Genomic DNA, 20,226 nt, shown 5'->3' with positions numbered 1-20,226 from the left:
GCTGAGGATGGTGACGGCGGCGACCGCGGTGGGGCCGCCGACGTTGTGGGCCAGGCCCCAGCGGGCCGCGTCGACCTGGTTGCAGGCAGTGCTACGAGATCTTCCACCAGCTCCGCGGCACCGCCTGCAACCAGGTCGACGCGGCCCGCTGGGGCCTGGCCCACAACGTCGGCGGCCCCACCGCGGTCGCCGCCGTCACCATCCTCAGCACCGACCGGGGCTGATCAGCGCAGCTCGTCGAGCAGCGCCGCGTAGCGGTCGACGAAAGGCAGCGTCGTCGCCGGGTCGTCCGACCCCGCCCGGGCCGCTCCGAGCACGACGCGCCGCACGCCGAGGTCGCGGTAGCGGCGCAGGGTGTCGGGGGCGGGATCGCCGAAGGCCACGATGGTGACCGGCATGTCGGGGCGACCGGCGGCGACCGCGATCTCGCGGAAGCGGCCGACCTTCCGGGCGACGTCGCCGAGAGCGATGTCCATCGGCATCCACCCGTCGGCCCACTCCACCGCGTGGGCGGTCCCGAGCCTTCCGCCCGTGCCGCACAGGATCGGCGGGTGCGGCTGCTGCCGCGGCTTGGGGAACGACCACACCGGGTCGAAGTCGAAGAACCGCCCGTGGACCTCCGGCTCGTCGTCGGTCCACAGCGCCCGGAGCGCGCCGACGCACTCGGCCAGCGCCCGGTAGCGCTGCGCCCACGGCAGGTCCGGGCGACAGTTGGCCAGCTCCTCCTGGTTCCAGCCGACCCCCACCCCGAGCTGGAGCCGACCGCCCGAGAGGCGATCGAGGGTGGCGATCGACTTCGCGAAGGCGAACAGGTCGTGCTCCAGCGGCAACGCCACCGCAGTGCCGAGCACCAGCCGCTCGGTGGCGCACGCCGCCACCGCGAGGCTCACGAGGGGATCCATCATCCGGAGGTACCCGGGCGGCAGCTCGCCGCCCGCCGGATAGGGCGTCTTGCGGGACGTGGGGATGTGCGAGTGCTCCCCGATCCAGAACGACTCGAAGCCGCGCTCCTCGAGGGCGCGGGCGAGCACGTCCGGGGCCGGGTCCTCCGGGGTGTTCATCGACGAGAACCCGAGATCCACGGTCGCCCCTCCGTACTTGACGGTTTTGTCGAGTAAGGTTGGACGGTAGCGCGGAACCATGTCGAGAGCCGGGCCGGACCAGGCGCCTGGCGCCTTCGCCGAGGGGGGAGCCACGCCGATGCAGTACCTCTACCAGTACCCCGACCGGCACGGGGCCGACGGGGACCTGCTCGACGCCGGGCCGGTCGACGAGGTGGCGGCCGTCGCCGAGAAGGCGTCGTGGCACGGCCTGTCGTTCACCGAGCACCCCGTCCCGGGTGCCCGATGGCTGGATGCAGGCGGCCACCAGACGCTCGACCCGCTCGTCGCCCTCGGCCACGCCGCGGCGGCGACGACCCGGCTCCGCCTGCTCACCTTCCTCGCCGTCGCTCCCTACCGCAACCCGTTCCTCCTGGCCAAGGCGGCGGCCACGGTCGACAAGCTCTCCGGCGGCCGGCTGATCCTCGGCCTCGGCACCGGGTACCAGAAGTCGGAGTTCTTCGCCCTGGGGGTCGACTTCGAGGAGCGGAACGCCCTGTTCGACGAGGCCCTCGACGTCCTGCCCCTGCACTGGAGCGGCGAGCCGTTCTCGTACCGGGGCCGGCACTTCGACGCCCGCGAGGTGATCGCCCGGCCCCGCCCGGTGCAGGACCCGATCCCGATCTGGATCGGCGGCAACTCGAAGCTGGCGCTCCGCCGCATCGCCGAGCGGGCCCAGGGGTGGATGCCGCTGACGGCCCCGCAGCAAGTGGCCAGAACCGTGCGCACCCCCTACCTCGCGTCCACGGCCGAGCTGGCGGCGAAGATCGCCGAGCTCCGCGACCTGGCCGGCGACCGGGCCGACCAGCTCGACGTGGCCGTCGCCTACAGCGACCCGGCGATCGCCTCGCCCCACCTCGACGTCGAGCGGCACCGCGACACGCTCGGCCAGCTCGAAGCCGCCGGCGCGACGTGGGTCATCGTGGCCGGCGCGACCTCGTCCACGGCGGCCACCGTCGAGTTCCTCGACCGGTTCGGCGCGACCTACATCGGTGGGTGACATGGCCGACATCGCTGCGTCACCGGCGTCGGCTGCCTCCGCGCTCTCGGCCGATCGGTTCGCTTCGCCGGCAGAGTACGCGGCCGCCCTGTCGGCCTTCGTCGAGGCCGACCACCGCTTCGACAGCTACCGCGGCTACCGGCCCACCGACCTCGAGAGCGGCGCGGCCCATCTCTCCGGCATCCAGCGGGTCCTGTTCGACGAGGGGTGGTCGCGCCTCGGTTGGCCCGAGAGCTGTGGGGGCCTCGGCGGTGACCCGCGCTTCCGGGCGGCGATGTTCCAGACCCTGTGGGACCACGACATCCTGATCCCGGAGAGCTACAACACCCTCGAGATCCTCGTCCCCGTGCTGCTGGTCTACGCGCCCCATCTCGCCGACCAGCTCTTCGCTCGGTTGCTCCGCGGCGACGAGAAGTGGACGCAGGCCTTCTCCGAGCCCGACGCCGGCAGCGATCTCGCCTCGTTGCGCACCAGGATGGAGCCGGACGGCGACGGCTGGCGGCTGACCGGGCAGAAGGTGTGGTCGAGCTACGGAACGCTGGCGGCCCGCTCGGTGCTGCTGGCCCGATCGGGCGGGCCGGGGCACCGCGGCCTCACGATGGTGCTGGCCGACCTCGACCAGCCCGGGGTGGAGGTGCGGCCCATCCGCACCGAGGACGGCCAGGACCACCTGGCCGAGATCTTCCTCGACGGCGCCCACGTCCCGGCCGACCGGCTCATCGGCGCGCCGGGCGGGGGATGGGCGGTGGCCATGTACATGCTCCAGTGGGAGCGGGGCGCCTACGGATGGATCCAGCAGGGCCGGTTCCACAACCGGCTCGCACGGGCGCTCGCAGCGGCACCCGGCTCGCCGGCCGACGCCGCTGCCCTGGGGCGGGCCTACGCCCTCGGCACCGCGTTGCGATTGCAGACCCGCCAGACGGTCGAGCGCCTGGCCCGGGAGGAGACCCTGGGCCCGGAGGTCTCGATCGACAAGCTGCTGCTGGTCGACGCCGAGCTGGCCGTGTGGAACGCCGTCCGCCAGCACCTGGGCGCGGCCTTCGACCTGGACGAGGACCTGGGCTGGCTGCGGTCCGAGTACCTCTACAGCCGGGCGGCACCGATCTACGGAGGATCGCAGGAGATCCAGAGGACGCTGGTGGCCCAACGGGTGCTCGGCATGCCCAGGGAGCCGAGGCCGGGATGATGGACGCCGCGACCAGGGAGCTGCTGCGCGGCAGCCTGCGGGCGGTGCTCGCCGAGCGCTCGGACCGGCCGCTGACCGGGCGCCTCGCCGACCTCGGCTGGGACGAGGTGCTCGACGACGACGCCCCCGGGGCCCTGCGCCTCCTGTTCGAGACGAAGGGCGAGGCGCTGTCGAGCGACGACGCACTCGGCCCGCTGTTGGTCCGGGCGATCGCCGATGCCGTGACCCTGCCGGTGCCCACCGCCTCGGCGGCGGCGGCGGGGGCGGGGGCCACGGTCGTCCTGCCGTCCTCGCTGCACCCCGACCACGTGTCCGCGCACATCGACGGCGACCGGTTGGTCGTCGAGGGCATCGTGCTGCGCGCCCCCGACCCGCGGGCCCCGCGGATCGTGCCCGTCGCCGCCGACGACGGCGTGCGCCTGGCCCTGGTCGCCGAGGGGGAGCTCGCCGACCAGAGCATCGGAGGCTTCGATCCCGATCTGGGGCTGGTCCGGGTGAGCGGCCGGGCCGAGGCGTCGACGGTGACCTGGATCGAGGGCCCGGACGCCACCGCCGCCTGGGAGGCGGCCGTGGCACGCGGCCGCTGGGCGCTGGCGGCCGAGCTCACCGGGATCGCCCGGCGGGTCGTCGCCGACGCGGTCGCCTACACGCTCGAGCGCGAGCAGTACGGCCGCCCCATCGGGACGTTCCAGGCCCTCCAGCACCGGCTGGCCGGCGCCCATGCGTCGGTCGTCGGCGCGTCCCACGTCGTGGCGGAGGCGGCGACGACCGGGTCGCCGTGGGCGGCCCTGGTGGCCAAGTCGCTGGCGGGCCACGCCGCCGAGGATGCGTGCACCCAGGCCCAGCAGGCATACGGGGCGATCGGCTTCACGTGGGAGCACGGCTTCCATCGCTCGCTGCGCCGCGTGTACACGCTCGACCGCCTGCTGGGCGGGTGGCGGGACCTCGAGGCCGAGATCGGCCTGCGCCTGCAGGAGACCGGCACGGTCCCGCAGATCGGCGCCCTCTGATGGACCTGCGGTTCCCTCCCGCGGCCGAGGCGTTCCGGACCGAGGTCCGGGAGTTCCTCGCCGGCCAGCTGCCGGCCGATTGGCAGGGCATCGGGGCGATGGACCGCGACGAGGCCGAGGCCTTCTCGATCACGTGGCGCGAGGTGCTCCACCGGCACGGCCTGCTGGGCATCACCTGGCCCGAGGAGTACGGCGGCGGTGGTCGCTCGAAGATCGACCAGGTGGTCCTGGCCCAGGAGCTGGCGCACGCCCGGGTCCCCATGGGCCGGCTCACCGACACCACGAGCATCAAGCTGCTCGGCAACACCCTCGTGCGGTGGGGCACCCCGGAGCAGAAGCAGCGGTACCTGCCGCGCATCCTCTCGGGTGACGACATCTGGGTGCAGGGCTACTCCGAGCCCGAGGCCGGCTCGGACCTCGCCGGGCTGCGGCTGCGGGCGGAGCCGAACGGGTCGGGGTGGGTGCTGACCGGCCAGAAGATCTGGACGTCCCGAGGCCTGGAGGGCACCGGGGTCTTCGTCCTCGCCCGCACGAACCCGGACGCACCCAAGCACCGGGGCATCACGTTCCTGCTCTGCCCGCTCGACACGCCCGGCGTCGACGTGCGCCCGATCCGGACGCTGACAGGTGGGTCGGAGTTCTGCGAGGTCTTCTTCACCGGGGCGCCCGTCCCGGCCGAGAACGTGGTCGGCGAGGTCGACGGCGGCTGGCGGGTGGCGAACAGCCTGCTCGGGCACGAGCGGGGCGAGGAGGCGGCCACCAACCCCATCTTCTTCCGGGCCGAGCTGGACCGGATCGTCGCCCTGGCAAGGGACAGGGGACTCGCGGGCGACCCCGTGGTGCGCGACGCGCTGGCCTGGTGCCACACGTTGGTGGAGACCATGCGCTTCCTCGGGTACCGCATCCTGACCCGGTACCTGCGCGACGGCGAGATCGGCGCCGTGGGGTCGATCTCCAAGCTCTACTGGAGCGAGTACCACCAGCGGGCGGCCGACCTGGCGCTGCGCATCCTGGGGGCTGACGCCCTGGTGCGGGAGGGTCGCCGGCCGTACCGGACCTTTCGGACCGACGAGCCGGGCGGCTCGAACAGCTCCAACTCGTGGATCGACGTGTTCCTGCTCAACGCCCGCAGCGGCACCGTCTATGCCGGCACCTCGGAGATCCAGCGCAACATCATCGCCGAGTCGATCCTCGGTCTCCCGAAGGAGCCGCTCGCGCCGAGTCTCGCCCCCGCAAGGGCCGGGGGACCGTAAACGTCAAGGGGGTTCCGATGGATCTGGGCATCGTCGGGAAGGTCGTGTTCTTCACCGGCGGCAGCAGGGGGATGGGCCGCGATGCGGCGCACATGCTCGCCGCCGAGGGCTGCAAGGTCGCGATCGTCGCCCGGACGAAGGCCGACATCGACGACGCCGTCGCCTCGATCGCCCGCCAGGGTGGCACGGCCGTCGGCATCTCGGCCGACATCACCGACCCGGACGACGTCGATCGGGCCGTCACCGAGGTCACCGACCAACTGGGCGTGCCGCTGATCACGATCGGCCAGACCAAGTTCAACATCCCCGGCGACTTCGCCGACATCACCGACCACGAGCAGTACGTCGCGTCGTTCCGGAGCTACACGATGAGCCAGGTGTACCTCCTGCACGCGGTGCTGCCGGCGATGAAGGAGGCCGGCTGGGGCCGCTACGTCCACATCGGATCGGCGACGGCCAAGGAGCCCGAGGGTGCGATACACCACGTGATCGCCAACGCGACGCGGCCGTCGACGATCGGGCTCCTCAAGACCGTGGCCGACGAGTACGCCCAGTACGGGATCACGGTGAACACCGTCGCACCCGGCTGGATCGCGACCGAGAACGCCTACGCGTACCTGGAGCGCAACGTCGGGCTCACCACCGACGAGGAGCGCCGCGCCTGGATGCGCGACCACGCCGGGGTCCCCGCGGCGCGGATGGGCGACCCGGGCGAGATCGCCTCGTTCATCGTGTACCTCTGCTCCGACCAGGCCGGGTACGTCAACGGCAACTGGGTCGAGGTCGACGGCGGCCACCACCGCTCGGCCTTCTAGGCCTCCGTTTACTTGACGCATTTGTCAAGTAGTCCTATCGTGGGGGACGGCCTTCGCCACGTGGTGGAGGAGGAGCTCGCCCGGTTCGGTCGGGATCGATTGCTCCAGGGGGGTTGCCATGAGGGGACAGCTGTTCGGACGCGGGCGTTCCTCGGTCGTCGCAGGAGCGCTGGTGGTCGTGCTGGCCGTCGCCGCACCCCAGCAGGGGGTGTCGGCGACCGCGGGGAACCCGACGGTCACCGGTCCGGTGACCGGTGGCACCCGGGGCCACGCGCAGACGACGGTCGACGGGATCGTCGACCTGTCGGGTGCCGGCTATGTGGAACAGGAGTTCTTCCTGCAGGGCACCGCGACGCCGTACGCTCCGGATCCGGGCGCCGCGGTGTGGGGCCTCGATGGCAGGTGGACGGCCGTGCCGACCACGCCGACAGCGCCGTTCCGGACGCGGCTCGTCGTGCGCCGTCCTGCCAACCCGTCACGGTTCAACGGCACGGTCGTGGTCGAGTGGATGAACGTCACGAGCCAGGCGGACGGCTCGCCCGACTTCCTGCAGATGAACGAGGAGTTGCTGCGCGGCGGCTACGCATGGGTCGGGGTGTCGGCCCAGAGTGCCGGCGTCGAAGGCGGCACGATCCCGAGCCTCGGGCTCAAGAACTGGGACCCGGTGCGCTACGGGACGCTGGCGCATCCCGGCGACAGCTACTCCTACGACATCTTCTCGCAGGCCGGTCAGGCGTTGCGCACGCCGTCGGGAGCCGATCCCTTGGGCAACCTTCGGTCCAAGGTGGGGCGGATGATCGCCGACGGCGAGTCACAGTCGGCGCAACGGATGGTCACGTACATCGACGCGATCCACCCTCTCGCGCAGGTGTACGACGGCTTCTTCGTCCACAGCCGCGCCGCCGGCGGCTCGCCCCTCAGCCAGGCGCCACTGCCGACGGTCGCCGTCCCCGGCGTGGCGCACATCCGCACCGATCTGACCCAGCCCGTGTTCATGGTGCAGAACGAGACCGACGTTCCCCTGTTCGGGTTCTTCGCGGCACGCCAGCCCGACACGGCCAGGATCCGCACGTGGGAGCTCGCCGGGACCGCGCACTTCGACCAGTACGGCCTCGACTTCGTCGACCCGACCGCGGCACGTGACTTCCCCCAGCCCGAGTTCCCGCCGCTCCTGCCGACATGTCAGTTGCCGGCGAATCGCGCCCACGCCCGCTACGTCTACGACGCCGCGCTCCACCACCTGGACCGATGGGTGCGAGGTGGATCACCGCCACCGGCAGGCGCGCCCATCACGCTGAACCCGGACAACTCGATCGCTCGGGACGCGTTCGGGAACGCACTCGGCGGTGTACGCCTCCCCGAGCTCGACGTACCGACGGCGACCCTCGCCGGCGTCGGGAACCAGCCCGCGTTCTGCGCTCTGTTCGGGGTCACCACCCCGTTCACCGACGCAGCCCTCGACGCGCTGTACCCCAGCCACGCCAGGTACGTCGTCGACGTGGCCAAGGCGCTGATCTCCGCCCGGCTCCAAGGCTTCATCCTCCCCTACGACGCGGTCGAAGCCCTGGTCGACGCCGTACGGTCGGACGTCGGCAGATGAAGGGCGACGGGCTCAGAGGACGGCGTTGTCGACCTTGAGCTGGATGATCGCCTCGTCGTCGAGGCCGAGCTCGCGGAGCACCTCGTCGGTGTGCTCGCCGAGGTCCGGTGCCCGCACCAGGGTGGGTGGCTGCTCGTCGAAGTGGACCGGGTTGGCGACGAGCTTGAAGGGCACGCCGTCGGCCGACTCCACGTCGGCGAGGTAGCCGTTGGCCTGCACCTGCGGGTCGTCGTAGAGCTCGAGGCCGGTCTGCACCGGTGCCCACACGCCCTTGATCGAGGCGAGCGCCTCCTTCCACTCGTCGAGCGTGCGCGTGGCGAAGACCTCGTCGAGGATCCGGGTCGCCTCGGCCCGGTTCTCGTACAGCGTGGCCGGTGTGGTGAAGCGCTCGTCGGTGGCGAGATCGGGGCGGCCGACAGCCGTGATCAGCTCGGGCCAGAAGCGCACGCCTTGGAGCATCACCAGCAGGATGAGCCGGCCGTCCTTCGTGAGGTACCGGTTGACGAGGGGGTTCGGCAGGTTGTCGCGACGCAGCTTCGGCACGCCCTGGCCCTCGAACAGCTTCGAGAGGACGATGTCGGGCGAGTTGACCCACATGCCGAAGGCGAGCAGGGAGACGTCGACCACCGGGGCGACGCCGGTGCGCTCGCGCTGCAGCAACGCCGCCGCCACCCCGCCGGCCAGCGTCTGGCCGCTCGGCAGGTCGCCGAACGCCGGCGGCTGCGTCGGCCCGTGGGGGTCGTCGCCGTAGCTGATGGCGTTCATCACCCCGGCTCGGGCGAAGTAGGCCGACCCGTCGTAGCCGCCCCGGTCGGCTTCGGGGCCGCGCGTCCCCTGCCCGTGGCCGCGCACGTAGACGATCTTCGGGTTGACGGCCCGGATGTGCTCCACGTCGATCTCGGCCCGCGCCCGGGCGCTCGGCAGCCAGCTGGTGAGGAACACGTCGGCCGTCTCGCACAGCTTGTAGAGCAGATCCCGCCCGTCGGGATGCCGGAGGTCGACGGCGATCGACTTCTTGCCGTGGTTGGGCTGCTCGAGGAAGAAGTTGACGCCGCTGGCGCCCGCGGGCAGGAGCCCCGAGGAGATGAGTCCGCGCTGCGGATCACCACCCTCCGGATGTTCGATCTTCAGCACCTCGGCGCCCCACTCGGCGAGCACGGACCCGGCGGCGGGCACGTAGGTCCAGGTCGCGACCTCGACGACACGGATGCCTTCCAATGGCTTCATGGCACAAGTCCCCCTTGACGACGCGAGCAGCAGCATACTTGACGATAGTGTCGAGTTGATCGCCGTCGAGGAACCCGGAGACGACCCATGCCCTATGCCCCGACCCCCCACCTCCTCGTCGAGAGCGACGGTCCGGTCACGACCGTCACGCTCAACAACCCCGACATGCGCAACGCGTTCCTCGACGAGATGCACGAGGCCATGCAGGAGATCTGGGGCCACCTCGCCGCCGACCACTCGGTCCGGGCCGTCGTGCTCACCGGGGCGGGACCGGCCTTCAGCGCCGGTGGCGACATCCCCGGCTTCATCCGCAGCTACGAGGATCCCGACCACCGTCGCCATTCGCTGCGGGGCGCCCGGCGACTGATGGACGCGATGGTCGAGTTCCCCAAGCCCGTCGTCGCCGCGGTCAACGGTCCGGCCGTCGGCCTCGGCTGCAGCGTCGCCGTGAACTGCGACATCGTGCTGATCGCCGAGAGCGCCTTCCTGGCCGACACCCACGTCAGCATCGGCCTGGTCTGCGGCGACGGCGGCGCGGTGGCCTGGCCGCTCATGATGAGCCTGCTCAAGGCCAAGGAGTACCTGCTCACCGGCGATCGGATCCCGGCGGCCGAGGCAGTCGCCCTGGGACTGGCCAACCGGGTCGTCCCCGACGGCGAGCTCATGGACGAGGCCGTCGCCCTGGCCCGGCGCCTGGCGGCTCAGCCACCGCAGGCGGTCCAGGAGACCAAGCGCGCCCTCAACCTCCACCTCCAGGCGGCGATCTCGCTGGTGGCGCCCTTCGCCCTGTCGGCCGAGGCCGAGTCCTTCGCCACCGACGACGTCCGCCGGACGATCGAGAAGTTCACCCGGGCGTGAGGCCGAGCGGACAGGGCGGGCGTCACTCCCAGCGGAACTCGGGTGCCCGCTTGGCGAGGAACGCCTCGCGTGCCTCGTCGGCGTCGGCGTGGCGCCGCACCCGCTGCGTGTAGTCCTGCTCGACCCGGTAGCCCTCCATGAGCGGGAGGGGCTCGACCCGGTTGGCCGACTCCTTGGCGAGCCGGACGGCGATGGGGCTCTTGGACGCGATGGTGGCCGCCAGCGCCCGCGCCGCCGGCAGCACCTCCTCCGACGTCACGACCGCCTCGATCGATCCCCGGCGGTAGAGCTCGTCGGCCCCGACGAACTCGCCGGTGTAGAACATGCGCCGCGCCATGTGCGGCCCGACGAGGCGCTGTGCGTGGCGGACGCCGCCCAGGACGCCGACGTTGATCTCGGTCAGCGCGAAGCTCGCCCGCGGGGACGCGATCACGAGGTCGCAGCACGCCACCAGGGCCATGCCCGCACCGATCGCCTTGCCGTCGACCGCCGCGATGACCGGGACCGCGCAGTCGTAGATCGACCGGAAGCACGCCCGCACGACGCGGCCGGGGTCGGTCTGGGCCCGCGGGTCGACCTGGGGGCCACCGTCGGAGCGGCGCCCGTCGGTCCGGTACCGGAGGGGCGAGTCGCGCAGGTCGACGCCGGCGCAGAAGGCACGGTCACCGGCGGCGGTGAGGACGGCGGCACCGACGGTGCGGTCGCCGCTCAGCACGTCGAACGCCTGCGCGAGCTCCTGGAACGTCTGCTCGGCGAGCGCGTTGACCGGGGGGTTCTCCAACGTGACGACGGCGACGCCGCCTGCCTGCTCGATCCGCACGTGCTCCATGACTTGACACTAGCGTCATGTTCCGAGCCGGGACCTCGGTGGAGCGGGAGGGGACACTATGACGATGGAAGAGCGAGATCTCGGTGTCGTGCGCCTGGAGCTGGACCCGCCGATCGCGCGGATCGTGCTGAACTGGCCGGAGAAGGCGAACGCGCAATCGTCGGAGATGGTGTGGCAGGTCGACGCCTGCCTCGACGCCGTCGAGCACGACAGCCGGCTGAAGGTCGTGATCGTCAAGGCCAACGGGAAGGGCTTCTGCGCGGGGCACCTGCTGGCCGGGCCTGACACCTACCCGGAGTTCGTCGAGTCGCAGGACGCCATCGGCTCGAACTGGATCGGCAGCCGCCGGCTCTTCCTCGGGCCGACGCTGCGGTTCTTCGAGTTCCCCAAGCCGATGATCGCCCAGGTGCACGGCTACGCGCTGGGCGGGGGGACGTACTGGGCGCTGCTGCCCGACATCACGGTCTGCTCGGAGGACGCCTACTTCCAGATGCCGCTGGTGCAGGGCCTCGGGTTCCCCGGCGGCGAGACGATGATCGAGCCCTGGGCGTTCATGAACCGCAAACGGGCGGCGGAGTACCTCTACACGGCGCAGACGCTGTCGGCCCCGGAGGCGCTCGCCGCGGGCCTGATCAACCGGGTCGTGGCCCGCGACGACCTCACGGCGACCGTGGAGGAGATGGCGGCCCGCATCGCCCGGGCGCCCCTCTCGACCTTGATGGGCACGAAGTCGCTGCTGGTGCGAGCCTGGGAGCAGATGGGCATGCGCCAGCACCTCCAGATGTCCGCCGACGTCATGTCCGTCATGGAGAAGACCTCCGACGCCATGGCCGTCCGGGAGCACCTTGCCGCGACAGGGAAGAAGCCACGCCAGGTCGCAGGGGAGGAGGGCCCTACCGGGGGCCGGGGGTGAAGGCGATCGGCAGGTTGCGCACCGCGTAGACGTCGCCGGCGTCCGGGAACCGCACGGCCTCGCCGACGACGCGGAAGTCGGGCAGCCGAGCCAGGATCTCGCCCAGCATGACCCGGAACATCACCCGGGCATGGTGCGAGCCGAGGCACCGGTGCGCGCCCAGGCCGAACGCCATGTGGCGGTTCCCGGAGCGGGACAGGTCGACGGCGTCCGGCTGCTCGAAGTGGCTCGGGTCGCGACCCGCGGCCGGGAACATGAGGATGGCCCGATCGCCCGCGCGGAGCTGCTGACCGTGGAAGACCGTGTCGCGCGTGACGGTCCGATACAGGCCGAAGGCGGGGCTGTCGTGGCGGAGGAACTCCTCGGTCGCCGCCGGCAGCGACGAGGGGTCGTCGATCAGCTGCTGCCGGAGCTCGGGCCGGCGGTCGAGCTCGAGGACCACGTTGCCGGTCAGCCCGGCCGTGGTGTCCATACCGCCCAGCAGCAGCAGGAACGCGAAGCCGACGACCTGCGCTTCGGTGAAGGGCTCGCCGTCGAAGCGGGCCCGGAGGATGTCGCCGAAGACGTCGTCGCCGAGATGGCCGCGCCGCTTCTCGATCTCGGCAGTGATGCTGCCGTAGATGTTCACGACCGCCTCGCCCGCCTCGTCCGGGTGCTCGGTGCGGTCGTGGACGGCGGCGTGGATCCACTGGATCCACTCGGACCAGCGGTCGGCCTCCCAGCCGAGGAGCTCGAGGATCAGCCGCGCCGGCAACGGGGTGAGCAGCTCCTGGCTGATGTCGGCCTCACCCCGCTCGATGAACGTGTCGACCAGCTCGGTGGCAAGCGCCCGGATCCGGGGTTCGGCGGCGTTGGCGCCTCCCGGCGAGAACCACCGGAGCACCACCCGGCGATACTCCTGGACCATCGGGCCGTCGACGTCGATCGGGATGAGCGGGTCGTCGTACGGGGCCCGGGGCACCCCCTTGGGTACCGCCGCGCTGTGGGCGGAGCTGAACAGCTCGCCGTCCTGGACGGCGTCGTACAACGCGTCGTAGCCGTAGATCGCCCAGAACCCGTCGTGCTCGGACGAGAAGCCCAGGGGGCAGCCGGAGGCGTGGAGCCGGCGGACCACCTCCGGGCAGCTGTCGCGGAACTCCGCCGAGTGGTGGTCGAAGGAGATCTCGTGCCGGGGTTCGGCCACGCGCTCGGTGGCGGTCATGGGTCTGTGCCTCCGTCCGCTCCGTTCAGGTCGACGACGATGGCCCGTTCCGGGCACTCCCGCGCCGCGGCCAGGAAGTCGTCCTCGGAGACCAGGGCTTCGGCGCCGTCGCGGACGACGGAGCGGTCCTCGAGGTCGAGGAACTCGAACGCCTCGGGTGCGCGGCCCAGGCACAGCGCGTGACCCCGGCACCTCGTGGCGTCGATGGAGACCTTCATGAAGTTGATGATACTGTCAAGTTCTCCGCGAGGGTAGGCCGGAGATCGATCGAGCAGAGGGGACGCCGATGGGGGAAGCGTGGATCATCGACGGGGTGCGGTCGCCGCGGGGCAAGGGCAAGGCCGGCGGAGCGCTGCACCACATCCACCCCCAGGAACTGCTGGCCCAGGTGCTCGACGCGCTGCGCGAGCGGGTCGGCTTCGACGCGGCCGAGGTCGACGACGTCATCATCGGCAACGGCAACCCCACCGGTGACCACGGTGCCTGCATCGGCCGCATGGCCGTGCTCGCCGCCGGGTGGCCCGTCGAGGCCCCGGGCGTGACGCTCAACCGCTTCTGCGGCTCCGGGCAGCAGGCGGTGACGTTCGCGGCCATGGGCATCCAGGCCGGCCACCAGGACCTCGTGGTGGCGGGCGGCGTCGAGAGCATGTCCCGCTGGCCGGTCGACGACGCCCCTCCCGACTTCGCGGCGGGCAACGCCGCCCTGCGCGAGTCCTACCCGCTCGTGCCACAGGGCATCTCCGCCGATCTCATCGCCACGATCGAGGGCTTCACGCGCGAGGAGGTCGACGCCTACGCCCTGACGAGCCAGCAGCGGGCCGCGGAGGCCCTGGCCGAGGACCGGTTCGGCCGCAGCGTCGTACCCATCCGCAACCCCGACGGGTCGGTGGCGCTCGACCACGACGAGCATCCGCGGCCCTCGACCACCCTCGAGGGACTGGGCAGGCTCGGGCCGTCGTTCGCGGCGCTGGGACAGACCGTCTTCCCCGGCTACGACGAGCCGTTCGACCAGATGTGCCGGCACGTCTACCCCCAGGTGGAGGCGATGGAGCACGTGCACCACGCCGGCAACTCCTCGGGCGTCGTCGACGGGGCGAGCGCCGTCATCCTGGCCTCGCCCGACTACGCCCGGGCCCACGGGCTGGCACCCCGGGCCCGGCTGGTCATGAGCGCCGTGGCCGGCGCCGAACCGGTCATCATGCTGACCGCACCGGGGCCGGCGTCACGGAAGTGCCTCGACCGGGCCGGCATGACCACTGCCGACGTCGACCTGTGGGAGATCAACGAGGCGTTCGCCGCCGTCCCCATGAAGACCATGCGCGATCTCGACCTCGACCCCGAGAAGGTCAACGTCAACGGGGGCGCCATCGCGCTCGGCCACCCCATCGGCGCCACCGGGGGCATCCTCGTCCAGACCGCGCTCGAGGAGCTCGAGCGACGCGACCTCAGCACCGCGCTCGTCACCATGTGCACCGGCGGGGGCATGGGGACGGCCTCGATCATCGAGCGGATCTGAGCCCGCGGTGGGCGACCCGGTCCTGCTGCGCGACCTCGACGCCGGCGTCCTGCTCCTGACGTACAACCGGCCCGAGCGCAACAACGCCTGGACCATCGAGCTCGAGGAGGCCTACTTCGCGGCGCTCGTCGAGGCGGGGCGCGATCCCGGGGTCCGGGTCGTCGTGGTCACCGGCGCGGGACGGTCGTTCTGCCCGGGACTCGACATGGACGTCCTGACCGCGGCAGCCACCGAGGGCAAGAGCGTCGCGCAGCACCCGCGGGCACCGATGACGCTGGCCCGGTCCGTGCCCAAGCCGGTCATCGCGGCCGTCAACGGCGCGTGCGCCGGGATCGGGTTCATCCAGGCGTGCGCCGCCGACCTGCGCTTCGCCTCCCGCACCGCCAAGTTCACCACCGCGTTCGCTCGCCGGGGCCTGCCGGCCGAGCACTCGCTGTCCTGGTTGCTGCCTCGACTGGTGGGCACGGGCACAGCCATGGACCTGCTGCTGTCGGCCCGCGTCGTGCTGGCCGAGGAGGCGCTCGACCACGGGCTCGTCGACCGTCTCTACGAGCCCGACGAGCTGCTCCCCGCGACCCTGGCCTATGCCCGGGAGCTGGCGGCGAGCTGCTCGCCGCGCTCGATGGCGGCCATCAAGCACCAGGTCAACCGCGACTGGGAGGGCACCGCCGAGGACAGCCGGCAGCGGGCTCTGGAGCTGGTGGCCGAGCTGCGTGACGAGGACGACTTCGCGGAGGGCGTGCGCAGCTTCACGGAGAAGCGCCTGCCCCGGTTCCCCGGCCTGTCGGTCGACGTGGCGATCGAGCGCCAGCCCCCGGCCTGACCGCGTGGGGAAGCGGACCGCCGTCGAGCGCACGCGGCGCCACGCCCAGCTCTTCGAGCAGCGGCTGGCTGTAGGCGACCCGGGCGGTGAGGCGCTCGGGCTCACCCGCGCAGAGCTGGAGCGCGGCCTCGGCGATGATCTCGACGGGTTCGAGGCGGTAGTCCTCCAGCAGGTCGTGCGTCGTGGCGCCGGGAGTGGGGACGTTGTCCCAGGGTGCCAGGGCGTTGACCGCGATCCCGTCGTCGTAGAGCTCGGCGGCCATGCCCAGGGAGACCCGTTCGAGCGCGGCCTTGCACAGGCCGTAGACCGACGATCCGAAGCTCGAGTAGAAGGGTTCGAAGGGCGGCCCGACCGGCTTGGTCGCCGCCCGCGACGAGATGTTGAGGATCCAGCCGTTGCCGGCCTGGCGCATGCCGGGGATCACGAGCTGGCAGAGCTCGATCGCGCTCCAGACCTGCATCTCCACCATCAGCCGGAAGCGCTTCTCGGGGAAGGTGTCGACCGGCGCGAAGAACGTCACCGCCGCGTTGTTCACCAGGATGTCGACGCTCCCCAGCGCCTCGGTGATCTCGGCGACGAGGCGCCGTCGGTCGTCGGCCCGGGAGAGGTCGGCCTTGAAGGCCTGGGCCCGACCGCCGTCCTCTTCGATCCTGCCGACCGTCTCGCGGAGCGTTCCCTCGTACCGTTCGTCGGGGTCGAGCGTGCGGGCCGCGCAGGCGACGACGGCGCCCTCCGCCGACAGCCGCCGGGCGATGGCGGCGCCGATGCCGCGGCTGGCCCCCGTGACGAGGGCGACCTTGCCCTCGCACCGCTTTCCGTCGATCTCCTGCTGCATGCGGTCTCCCTGTCGGCGGCGATCTAACCTGACGGAACCGTCAACGTTCCCCTCGTCGTCCGGTAGGTTGAGCCATCGCCACGAACCCGAAGTCGCCGAAGACGACACGATCCGAGCCGCCGGCCACGCCCGGTCGCCGTGAGGGAGGGCGAGCGCGCCACCACGACTTCCCGGTGCGGCCCACCATCCGCATGCCCGCCAAGGAGCTCGGTCCCCGCGCGACCCAGATGATCGCCCGGATCCTCGCGGCCACGAAGTCGATCTTCCTCAGCCGGGGCTACGCCGGCACGACCATCGACGAGATCACCCGAGTCGCCGGGGTGTCGCGGGGCTCGTTCTACACCTACTTCCCCACCAAGCGAGATGCGCTGCTGGCCTTGGGCGCCGACTCCATTCGGGCGGGCCGAACGGCTGTCGAGCGCCTCGCCGACCTGCCCGACGACTGGACCGTCACGGATCTCGAGGGCTTCGTCGAGAGCTACTTCGTGATGCTCGAGGAGCACGGGAGCTTTGCCTTCGCGTGGACGCAAGCCGCCCACGAGGACAACGAGATCCGCGAGGCGGGGATGAAGCGCCACCTGCACCTGTGCGGCGAGATGGGCCTCGCCGTCGAATCGCTGCGGGGCGAGCCGCTCGACGACCCGACGGCCTACGGGCTCGTGCTGTTCAGCATGCTCGAGCGGGCGTGGGTCTACTGCCGGCTCTACGAGGGCACCATCGACCCGGCGTCCGTACGGCGGTCCATCGCGCAGGTCATGGCGGCGGACCTGACGCCGACGAGCTAGTCGCGCCCTCTCCTCCACGGTCTCGGCGGTGGTCATCCTGGTCATCCCGAGGTGAGCAGCATCGCTCCGCTGAACGGGCCGACGGCGTTGGCCCAGACCGCGACCTCGGCATCGGGCACCTGGCGATCGCCGCTCTGGCCGCGGAGCTGGCGCGTGGCCTCGATGCAGAAGTTGGCGCCGTGGCGCCGCCCCACGTTGGTGGCGCCACCGTCGGTGTTGAGCGGGAGGCTGCCGTCGAGGCGGGTGTTGCCCTCGGCGATGAACGGGCCGGCGGCGCCCGGTTCGCACAGCCCCAGCGCTTCGAGCCATTGGAAGGTGATCACGCTGAAGCCGTCGTAGAGCTGGGCGCAGTCGACGTCGGCGGGACCGAGGTCGGTGCGCGACCACAGCACCTCGGCGCAGTGCGCCGGCGAGGTCCTGGTCATGTCGGGCAGGAGCTCGAAGTTCATGTCGCGGACGGCCGACAGGGCCGACGCCTCGACGAACACGGGACGCTGCCGGAGGTCGCGGGCGCGCTCCTCGGTGGTGAAGATGACCGCGGAGCCCGAGTCGCAGGGGTAGTCGCAGTCGAGCAGCCGCAGCGGTTTGCTGATGTAGGGGGCAGCCAGGTAGTCCTCGACGCTGAGCGGCTTGCGTTGCAGCGCGTCCTCGTTGCGCAGGGCGTACTCGCGCTGGGTCACCGCGAACTGGGCGAAGTGCTCCTCGGTGGCGTCCGAGTCGTGCAGGTACCGGTTCATGAGCAGCCCCGCCCACTGGGTCGGGCTGAAGTCGCCGAAGGGCCACATGAACTGCGCGTCGACGAGGCTCGGCGCCTGGAGTGCCGACCCGCCGGCCGCGATCGCGGCGCTGCTCGGCTGCTGCATCATGAGGCGGAAGGCCATGCTCACCTCGCAGGCCCCGCTGGCGACCGCCATGGCGGCGTGCACGGCCGGCGTGACGAAGGCGGGGGAGACCCCCACGTTCAGGTGCCAGCGCAGCGGGCCCATGCCCAGCATCCACGCGAAGTCGATGGCGTCGCCGCCCCACGTGGTCGCCCCGTCGACATCGGCGGCCTCCAGACCGGCGTCGGCGAGCGCGGCGACGGCGGCCTGGGCGGCGTGATGGCGCTCGCTGCGGCCGGTGTGCCGGCCGACCTGGGAGTAGCCGACCCCGACGATGGCGACCCGGCGCGCGGTCATGTCCGTCATGCCGCCTTCCCCGCGGCCGGGCGGAAGACGGGGATGGTGAGATCGGGGCTCAGCCGCTCGAAGTCGACGTGGACGTCCATCCCGATGCGCACATCGGGTTCGGCGATGCCGACCAGGTTGGACAGCACCCGCAGGTCCCGCTGCTCCTCGAGCTCGACCACCGCGAGCAGGTAGGGCATCCGGTCGACGAAGAACGGGTGGAACGGCTTGTGGGTCTCGCTGAAGCTGTAGAGCACCCCTCGTCCCGACACCTCCTCCGGCGCCAGGTCGAACGACCGGCAGGCGCGACAGACGGGCCGCGGGAGGTGGATGAAGGTGCCGCACGCCTGGCAGCGCTGGATCAACAGCCGGCCCTGCTCCGCCCCGCTCCAGAAGAAGTCGGACAGGGGGTCGGCGAGCGGCATGGGCGGGGTCGGCTGCTCCATCGGCACCGGCTCTCCTTCGTGGTCACGAGTCGACAAGGGTGTCAGGTCCCGACGCCCGGGTCTGGTGAAGGCCTGGCGTGGCGGGCGAGCCGAGGTTATCCTGACGATATCGTCAAGTTTGGCGAGAGGCGTTCGGAGAAGGGGCCGACAGCCTCAGGAGAAGCGAGACGGGTGGGTGGGGATTCAGGGGCGTGCGGCCGTCGACGGTCGCTCGCCTGGAGACGGCAGCGGCCATGGCGGCGCACCAGCGACGTCAGGCACCCAGGGGGACCCCAAGATGAAACGTGAGACGTGGTTCAGGATCGCCGCGGTGTGCGCGGTGCTGACGATGGTCGCGGCCGGTTGCGGCGACGACGACAGTGATGCGGGTGATGCGCCGAACGGGGCGTCGGATGGCGGGGACGCCGAGCCCTCGGGCCTGCTGTGGGACGACGGACCGTGCGACACGTCGCTCGACCCCTACCCGGTCGGCATCATGACCGTCTTCGAGTCGCCGGTGCTGTCGCTGATCGACCAGGTCACGGCGCTCGAAGCCTCGGTCGACGCGTTCAACGGCCGTGGCGGCGTCGGCGGCCACTGCATGGAGCTGACCACGTGCGACAGCGCGGCCGATCCGAACAAGGAGGTCGACTGCGCGCGCCAGTTCGTCGACGACGGCATCGTCGCCACGATGAACGACACCACGAGCTTCAACCCGCAGGGGGTCATCGATGTCCTCGAGCCCGCGGGCCTGCCGCGCATGGGTCTCAGCCCGGCGGTCGAGGAGCTGAGCTCGCCGGTGACCTACGCCATCGGGGCCGGCGGCACGGGGACGACGTTCATGATGCTTCCGCCGCTCCTGCGCGAAGGCATGACGAAGATCGCCGTGATCCACGTCGACACGCCCACGATCGCGTCGCTCTTCGGAGCGATGCAGCCGATGCTCGACGCCGCGGGCGCCGAGCTCGTGGCGACCATCCCGGTGCCGGCCGGGACCACCGACTTCCAGCAGTTCATCCTGGCCGCCGAGGACGCCGGCGCCGAAGGCGTCATGCTGCCGCTCGGCGAGAACGAGGCGGTCCAGGTGTTGCAGGCGGCCGAGCAGCTGGGCAGCGAGCTGACCTACTCGGCGAGCCTGGGCACGTTCGGTCAGGCCGACATCGAGGAGTTCGGCGACTTCGCCGACCAGCTGGTTCTGAACGCAGAGCTGCCTCCCGTCACCGGCGACCAGGAGCGCTGGCCGATCCTGGCCGACGTGATCGCCGACCTGTCGGCCTCGGGCGAGCCGGAGCTCGAGCGCGACCAGATCAAGAGCAGCCCGTTCCGCTCGTGGCTCGCGGTCTACTCCCTGGTGAGGATCATCGAGGACTTCGGCGACCCGGACGACGTCTCACGGGAGGCGGTCACCGCCGCCTTCGACGCCGCCCAGGACGTCGACCACTTCAACCTGATCCCGCCCTGGACGCCGAACGCGAGCGTGACCGGCCCGGGCCCGTTCGAGCGGGTCTCGCAACCTTGGTACTACGAGGTCACCTTCGACACCGGCACCGGCGGGTTCGAGGTGGCCGACGACCTGATGAACGTGGTGGCCGAGCTCGGTGGCCAGACCGACTACGAACAGCCGAGCGCCGGTGGGGAAGGGACGACGACCACCACCGCCGGATGACGGGGGAGACACGGTCGA

The 20,226-nt window shown here is 71.5% G+C and carries 20 protein-coding genes; 12 read left to right on the top strand and 8 right to left on the bottom strand.

Annotation, left to right across the window (positions count from 1 at the left end; translation table 11 throughout):
* Positions 1-224 precede the first annotated feature (224 nt).
* Positions 225-1,082 (bottom strand): LLM class F420-dependent oxidoreductase, encoded by an 858-nt coding sequence (locus tag VK611_18340; protein HMG43297.1) that lies wholly within the window; start codon positions 1,080-1,082, stop codon positions 225-227.
* Between the two features lie 58 nt (positions 1,083-1,140).
* On the opposite strand from VK611_18340, the gene VK611_18335 reads away from it, so the two are divergent.
* The 6 genes from VK611_18335 to VK611_18310 all read left to right on the top strand — a co-directional run bounded on the left by VK611_18335 (position 1,141) and on the right by VK611_18310 (position 7,964).
* Positions 1,141-2,100, top strand: a complete 960-nt coding sequence (locus VK611_18335; protein ID HMG43296.1) for an LLM class F420-dependent oxidoreductase — start codon at positions 1,141-1,143, stop codon at positions 2,098-2,100.
* A gap of 1 nt (position 2,101) precedes the next feature.
* Positions 2,102-3,286 carry an acyl-CoA dehydrogenase family protein gene (locus tag VK611_18330; protein HMG43295.1) on the top strand — a complete coding sequence of 395 codons (1,185 nt, stop codon included), beginning with the start codon at positions 2,102-2,104 and terminating at the stop codon, positions 3,284-3,286.
* Positions 3,283-4,296 (top strand): acyl-CoA dehydrogenase family protein, encoded by a 1,014-nt coding sequence (locus VK611_18325; protein HMG43294.1) that lies wholly within the window; start codon positions 3,283-3,285, stop codon positions 4,294-4,296. Before VK611_18330 ends, VK611_18325 begins: the two co-directional genes overlap by 4 nt.
* Positions 4,296-5,549 (top strand): acyl-CoA dehydrogenase family protein, encoded by a 1,254-nt coding sequence (locus VK611_18320; protein ID HMG43293.1) that lies wholly within the window; start codon positions 4,296-4,298, stop codon positions 5,547-5,549. Before VK611_18325 ends, VK611_18320 begins: the two co-directional genes overlap by 1 nt.
* Positions 5,550-5,566: 17 nt before the next feature.
* On the top strand, positions 5,567-6,364 hold the full coding sequence (locus VK611_18315) for an SDR family oxidoreductase (protein HMG43292.1): 798 nt from the start codon (positions 5,567-5,569) through the stop codon (positions 6,362-6,364).
* 118 nt (positions 6,365-6,482) lie between these two features.
* A complete protein-coding gene (locus VK611_18310; GenBank protein ID HMG43291.1) occupies positions 6,483-7,964 on the top strand; it encodes an alpha/beta hydrolase domain-containing protein in 1,482 nt (493 codons plus the stop codon).
* Between the two features lie 12 nt (positions 7,965-7,976).
* On the opposite strand, the gene VK611_18305 is transcribed toward VK611_18310, so the two are convergent.
* Positions 7,977-9,191 carry a CoA transferase gene (locus tag VK611_18305; protein HMG43290.1) on the bottom strand — a complete coding sequence of 405 codons (1,215 nt, stop codon included), beginning with the start codon at positions 9,189-9,191 and terminating at the stop codon, positions 7,977-7,979.
* Between the two features lie 87 nt (positions 9,192-9,278).
* On the opposite strand from VK611_18305, the gene VK611_18300 reads away from it, so the two are divergent.
* Entirely contained in the window at positions 9,279-10,049 is a 771-nt protein-coding gene (locus tag VK611_18300; GenBank protein ID HMG43289.1) for an enoyl-CoA hydratase/isomerase family protein, read from the top strand.
* A gap of 22 nt (positions 10,050-10,071) precedes the next feature.
* On the opposite strand, the gene VK611_18295 is transcribed toward VK611_18300, so the two are convergent.
* A complete protein-coding gene (locus VK611_18295) occupies positions 10,072-10,878 on the bottom strand; it encodes an enoyl-CoA hydratase-related protein (protein HMG43288.1) in 807 nt (268 codons plus the stop codon).
* 64 nt (positions 10,879-10,942) lie between these two features.
* Here VK611_18295 and VK611_18290 point away from each other — a divergent pair, with 64 nt between their 5' ends.
* Complete coding sequence (locus VK611_18290; GenBank protein ID HMG43287.1) at positions 10,943-11,791, top strand: enoyl-CoA hydratase-related protein; 849 nt, start codon at positions 10,943-10,945, stop codon at positions 11,789-11,791.
* Here VK611_18290 and VK611_18285 read toward each other — a convergent pair.
* Positions 11,772-12,992 (bottom strand): cytochrome P450, encoded by a 1,221-nt coding sequence (locus tag VK611_18285; protein HMG43286.1) that lies wholly within the window; start codon positions 12,990-12,992, stop codon positions 11,772-11,774. The two genes, VK611_18290 and VK611_18285, sit on opposite strands and share 20 nt — an antisense overlap.
* Complete coding sequence (locus VK611_18280; protein ID HMG43285.1) at positions 12,989-13,210, bottom strand: ferredoxin; 222 nt, start codon at positions 13,208-13,210, stop codon at positions 12,989-12,991. The genes VK611_18285 and VK611_18280 overlap by 4 nt, the downstream gene beginning before the upstream one ends.
* Positions 13,211-13,278: 68 nt before the next feature.
* On the opposite strand from VK611_18280, the gene VK611_18275 reads away from it, so the two are divergent.
* The gene (locus VK611_18275; protein ID HMG43284.1) at positions 13,279-14,508 is read left to right on the top strand and encodes an acetyl-CoA C-acetyltransferase; all 1,230 of its coding nucleotides are present in this window, start codon (positions 13,279-13,281) and stop codon (positions 14,506-14,508) included.
* Positions 14,509-14,515: 7 nt separating this feature from the next.
* Entirely contained in the window at positions 14,516-15,331 is an 816-nt protein-coding gene (locus VK611_18270; GenBank protein ID HMG43283.1) for an enoyl-CoA hydratase-related protein, read from the top strand.
* On the opposite strand, the gene VK611_18265 is transcribed toward VK611_18270, so the two are convergent.
* Positions 15,258-16,166: an SDR family NAD(P)-dependent oxidoreductase gene (locus VK611_18265; GenBank protein ID HMG43282.1), complete on the bottom strand. Its 909-nt coding sequence runs from the start codon at positions 16,164-16,166 to the stop codon at positions 15,258-15,260. The two genes, VK611_18270 and VK611_18265, sit on opposite strands and share 74 nt — an antisense overlap.
* A gap of 173 nt (positions 16,167-16,339) precedes the next feature.
* Here VK611_18265 and VK611_18260 point away from each other — a divergent pair, with 173 nt between their 5' ends.
* Entirely contained in the window at positions 16,340-16,951 is a 612-nt protein-coding gene (locus tag VK611_18260) for a TetR/AcrR family transcriptional regulator (protein ID HMG43281.1), read from the top strand.
* 41 nt (positions 16,952-16,992) lie between these two features.
* On the opposite strand, the gene VK611_18255 is transcribed toward VK611_18260, so the two are convergent.
* On the bottom strand, positions 16,993-18,138 hold the full coding sequence (locus tag VK611_18255) for a thiolase family protein (protein HMG43280.1): 1,146 nt from the start codon (positions 18,136-18,138) through the stop codon (positions 16,993-16,995).
* Positions 18,135-18,563, bottom strand: a complete 429-nt coding sequence (locus VK611_18250) for an OB-fold domain-containing protein (protein ID HMG43279.1) — start codon at positions 18,561-18,563, stop codon at positions 18,135-18,137. The genes VK611_18255 and VK611_18250 overlap by 4 nt, the downstream gene beginning before the upstream one ends.
* 277 nt (positions 18,564-18,840) lie before the next feature.
* On the opposite strand from VK611_18250, the gene VK611_18245 reads away from it, so the two are divergent.
* Positions 18,841-20,208, top strand: a complete 1,368-nt coding sequence (locus VK611_18245) for an ABC transporter substrate-binding protein (protein HMG43278.1) — start codon at positions 18,841-18,843, stop codon at positions 20,206-20,208.
* Positions 20,209-20,226 lie beyond the last annotated feature (18 nt).

It is taken from the genome of Acidimicrobiales bacterium, from assembly GCA_035316325.1.
Taxonomy (GTDB): Bacteria; Actinomycetota; Acidimicrobiia; order Acidimicrobiales; family VFJN01; genus DASXTK01.
The sequence above is the reverse complement of the archived record's forward strand: the minus strand, read 5'-3'. Positions and strand labels throughout refer to the sequence as shown.

What these genes read in the sequence shown, in the direction of transcription:
- VK611_18335 (HMG43296.1), top strand. Translation starts at nt 1,141, where the DNA reads ATGTCGAGAGCCGGGCCGGACCAGGCGCCTGGCGCCTTCGCCGAGGGG.
- VK611_18330 (HMG43295.1), top strand. Translation starts at nt 2,102, where the DNA reads ATGGCCGACATCGCTGCGTCACCGGCGTCGGCTGCCTCCGCGCTCTCG.
- VK611_18325 (HMG43294.1), top strand. Translation starts at nt 3,283, where the DNA reads ATGATGGACGCCGCGACCAGGGAGCTGCTGCGCGGCAGCCTGCGGGCG.
- VK611_18320 (HMG43293.1), top strand. Translation starts at nt 4,296, where the DNA reads ATGGACCTGCGGTTCCCTCCCGCGGCCGAGGCGTTCCGGACCGAGGTC.
- VK611_18315 (HMG43292.1), top strand. Translation starts at nt 5,567, where the DNA reads ATGGATCTGGGCATCGTCGGGAAGGTCGTGTTCTTCACCGGCGGCAGC.
- VK611_18310 (HMG43291.1), top strand. Translation starts at nt 6,483, where the DNA reads ATGAGGGGACAGCTGTTCGGACGCGGGCGTTCCTCGGTCGTCGCAGGA.
- VK611_18305 (HMG43290.1), bottom strand. Translation starts at nt 9,191, where the DNA reads ATGAAGCCATTGGAAGGCATCCGTGTCGTCGAGGTCGCGACCTGGACC.
- VK611_18300 (HMG43289.1), top strand. Translation starts at nt 9,279, where the DNA reads ATGCCCTATGCCCCGACCCCCCACCTCCTCGTCGAGAGCGACGGTCCG.
- VK611_18295 (HMG43288.1), bottom strand. Translation starts at nt 10,878, where the DNA reads ATGGAGCACGTGCGGATCGAGCAGGCAGGCGGCGTCGCCGTCGTCACG.
- VK611_18290 (HMG43287.1), top strand. Translation starts at nt 10,943, where the DNA reads ATGGAAGAGCGAGATCTCGGTGTCGTGCGCCTGGAGCTGGACCCGCCG.
- VK611_18285 (HMG43286.1), bottom strand. Translation starts at nt 12,992, where the DNA reads ATGACCGCCACCGAGCGCGTGGCCGAACCCCGGCACGAGATCTCCTTC.
- VK611_18280 (HMG43285.1), bottom strand. Translation starts at nt 13,210, where the DNA reads ATGAAGGTCTCCATCGACGCCACGAGGTGCCGGGGTCACGCGCTGTGC.
- VK611_18275 (HMG43284.1), top strand. Translation starts at nt 13,279, where the DNA reads ATGGGGGAAGCGTGGATCATCGACGGGGTGCGGTCGCCGCGGGGCAAG.
- VK611_18265 (HMG43282.1), bottom strand. Translation starts at nt 16,166, where the DNA reads ATGCAGCAGGAGATCGACGGAAAGCGGTGCGAGGGCAAGGTCGCCCTC.
- VK611_18255 (HMG43280.1), bottom strand. Translation starts at nt 18,138, where the DNA reads ATGACGGACATGACCGCGCGCCGGGTCGCCATCGTCGGGGTCGGCTAC.
- VK611_18250 (HMG43279.1), bottom strand. Translation starts at nt 18,563, where the DNA reads ATGGAGCAGCCGACCCCGCCCATGCCGCTCGCCGACCCCCTGTCCGAC.
- VK611_18245 (HMG43278.1), top strand. Translation starts at nt 18,841, where the DNA reads ATGAAACGTGAGACGTGGTTCAGGATCGCCGCGGTGTGCGCGGTGCTG.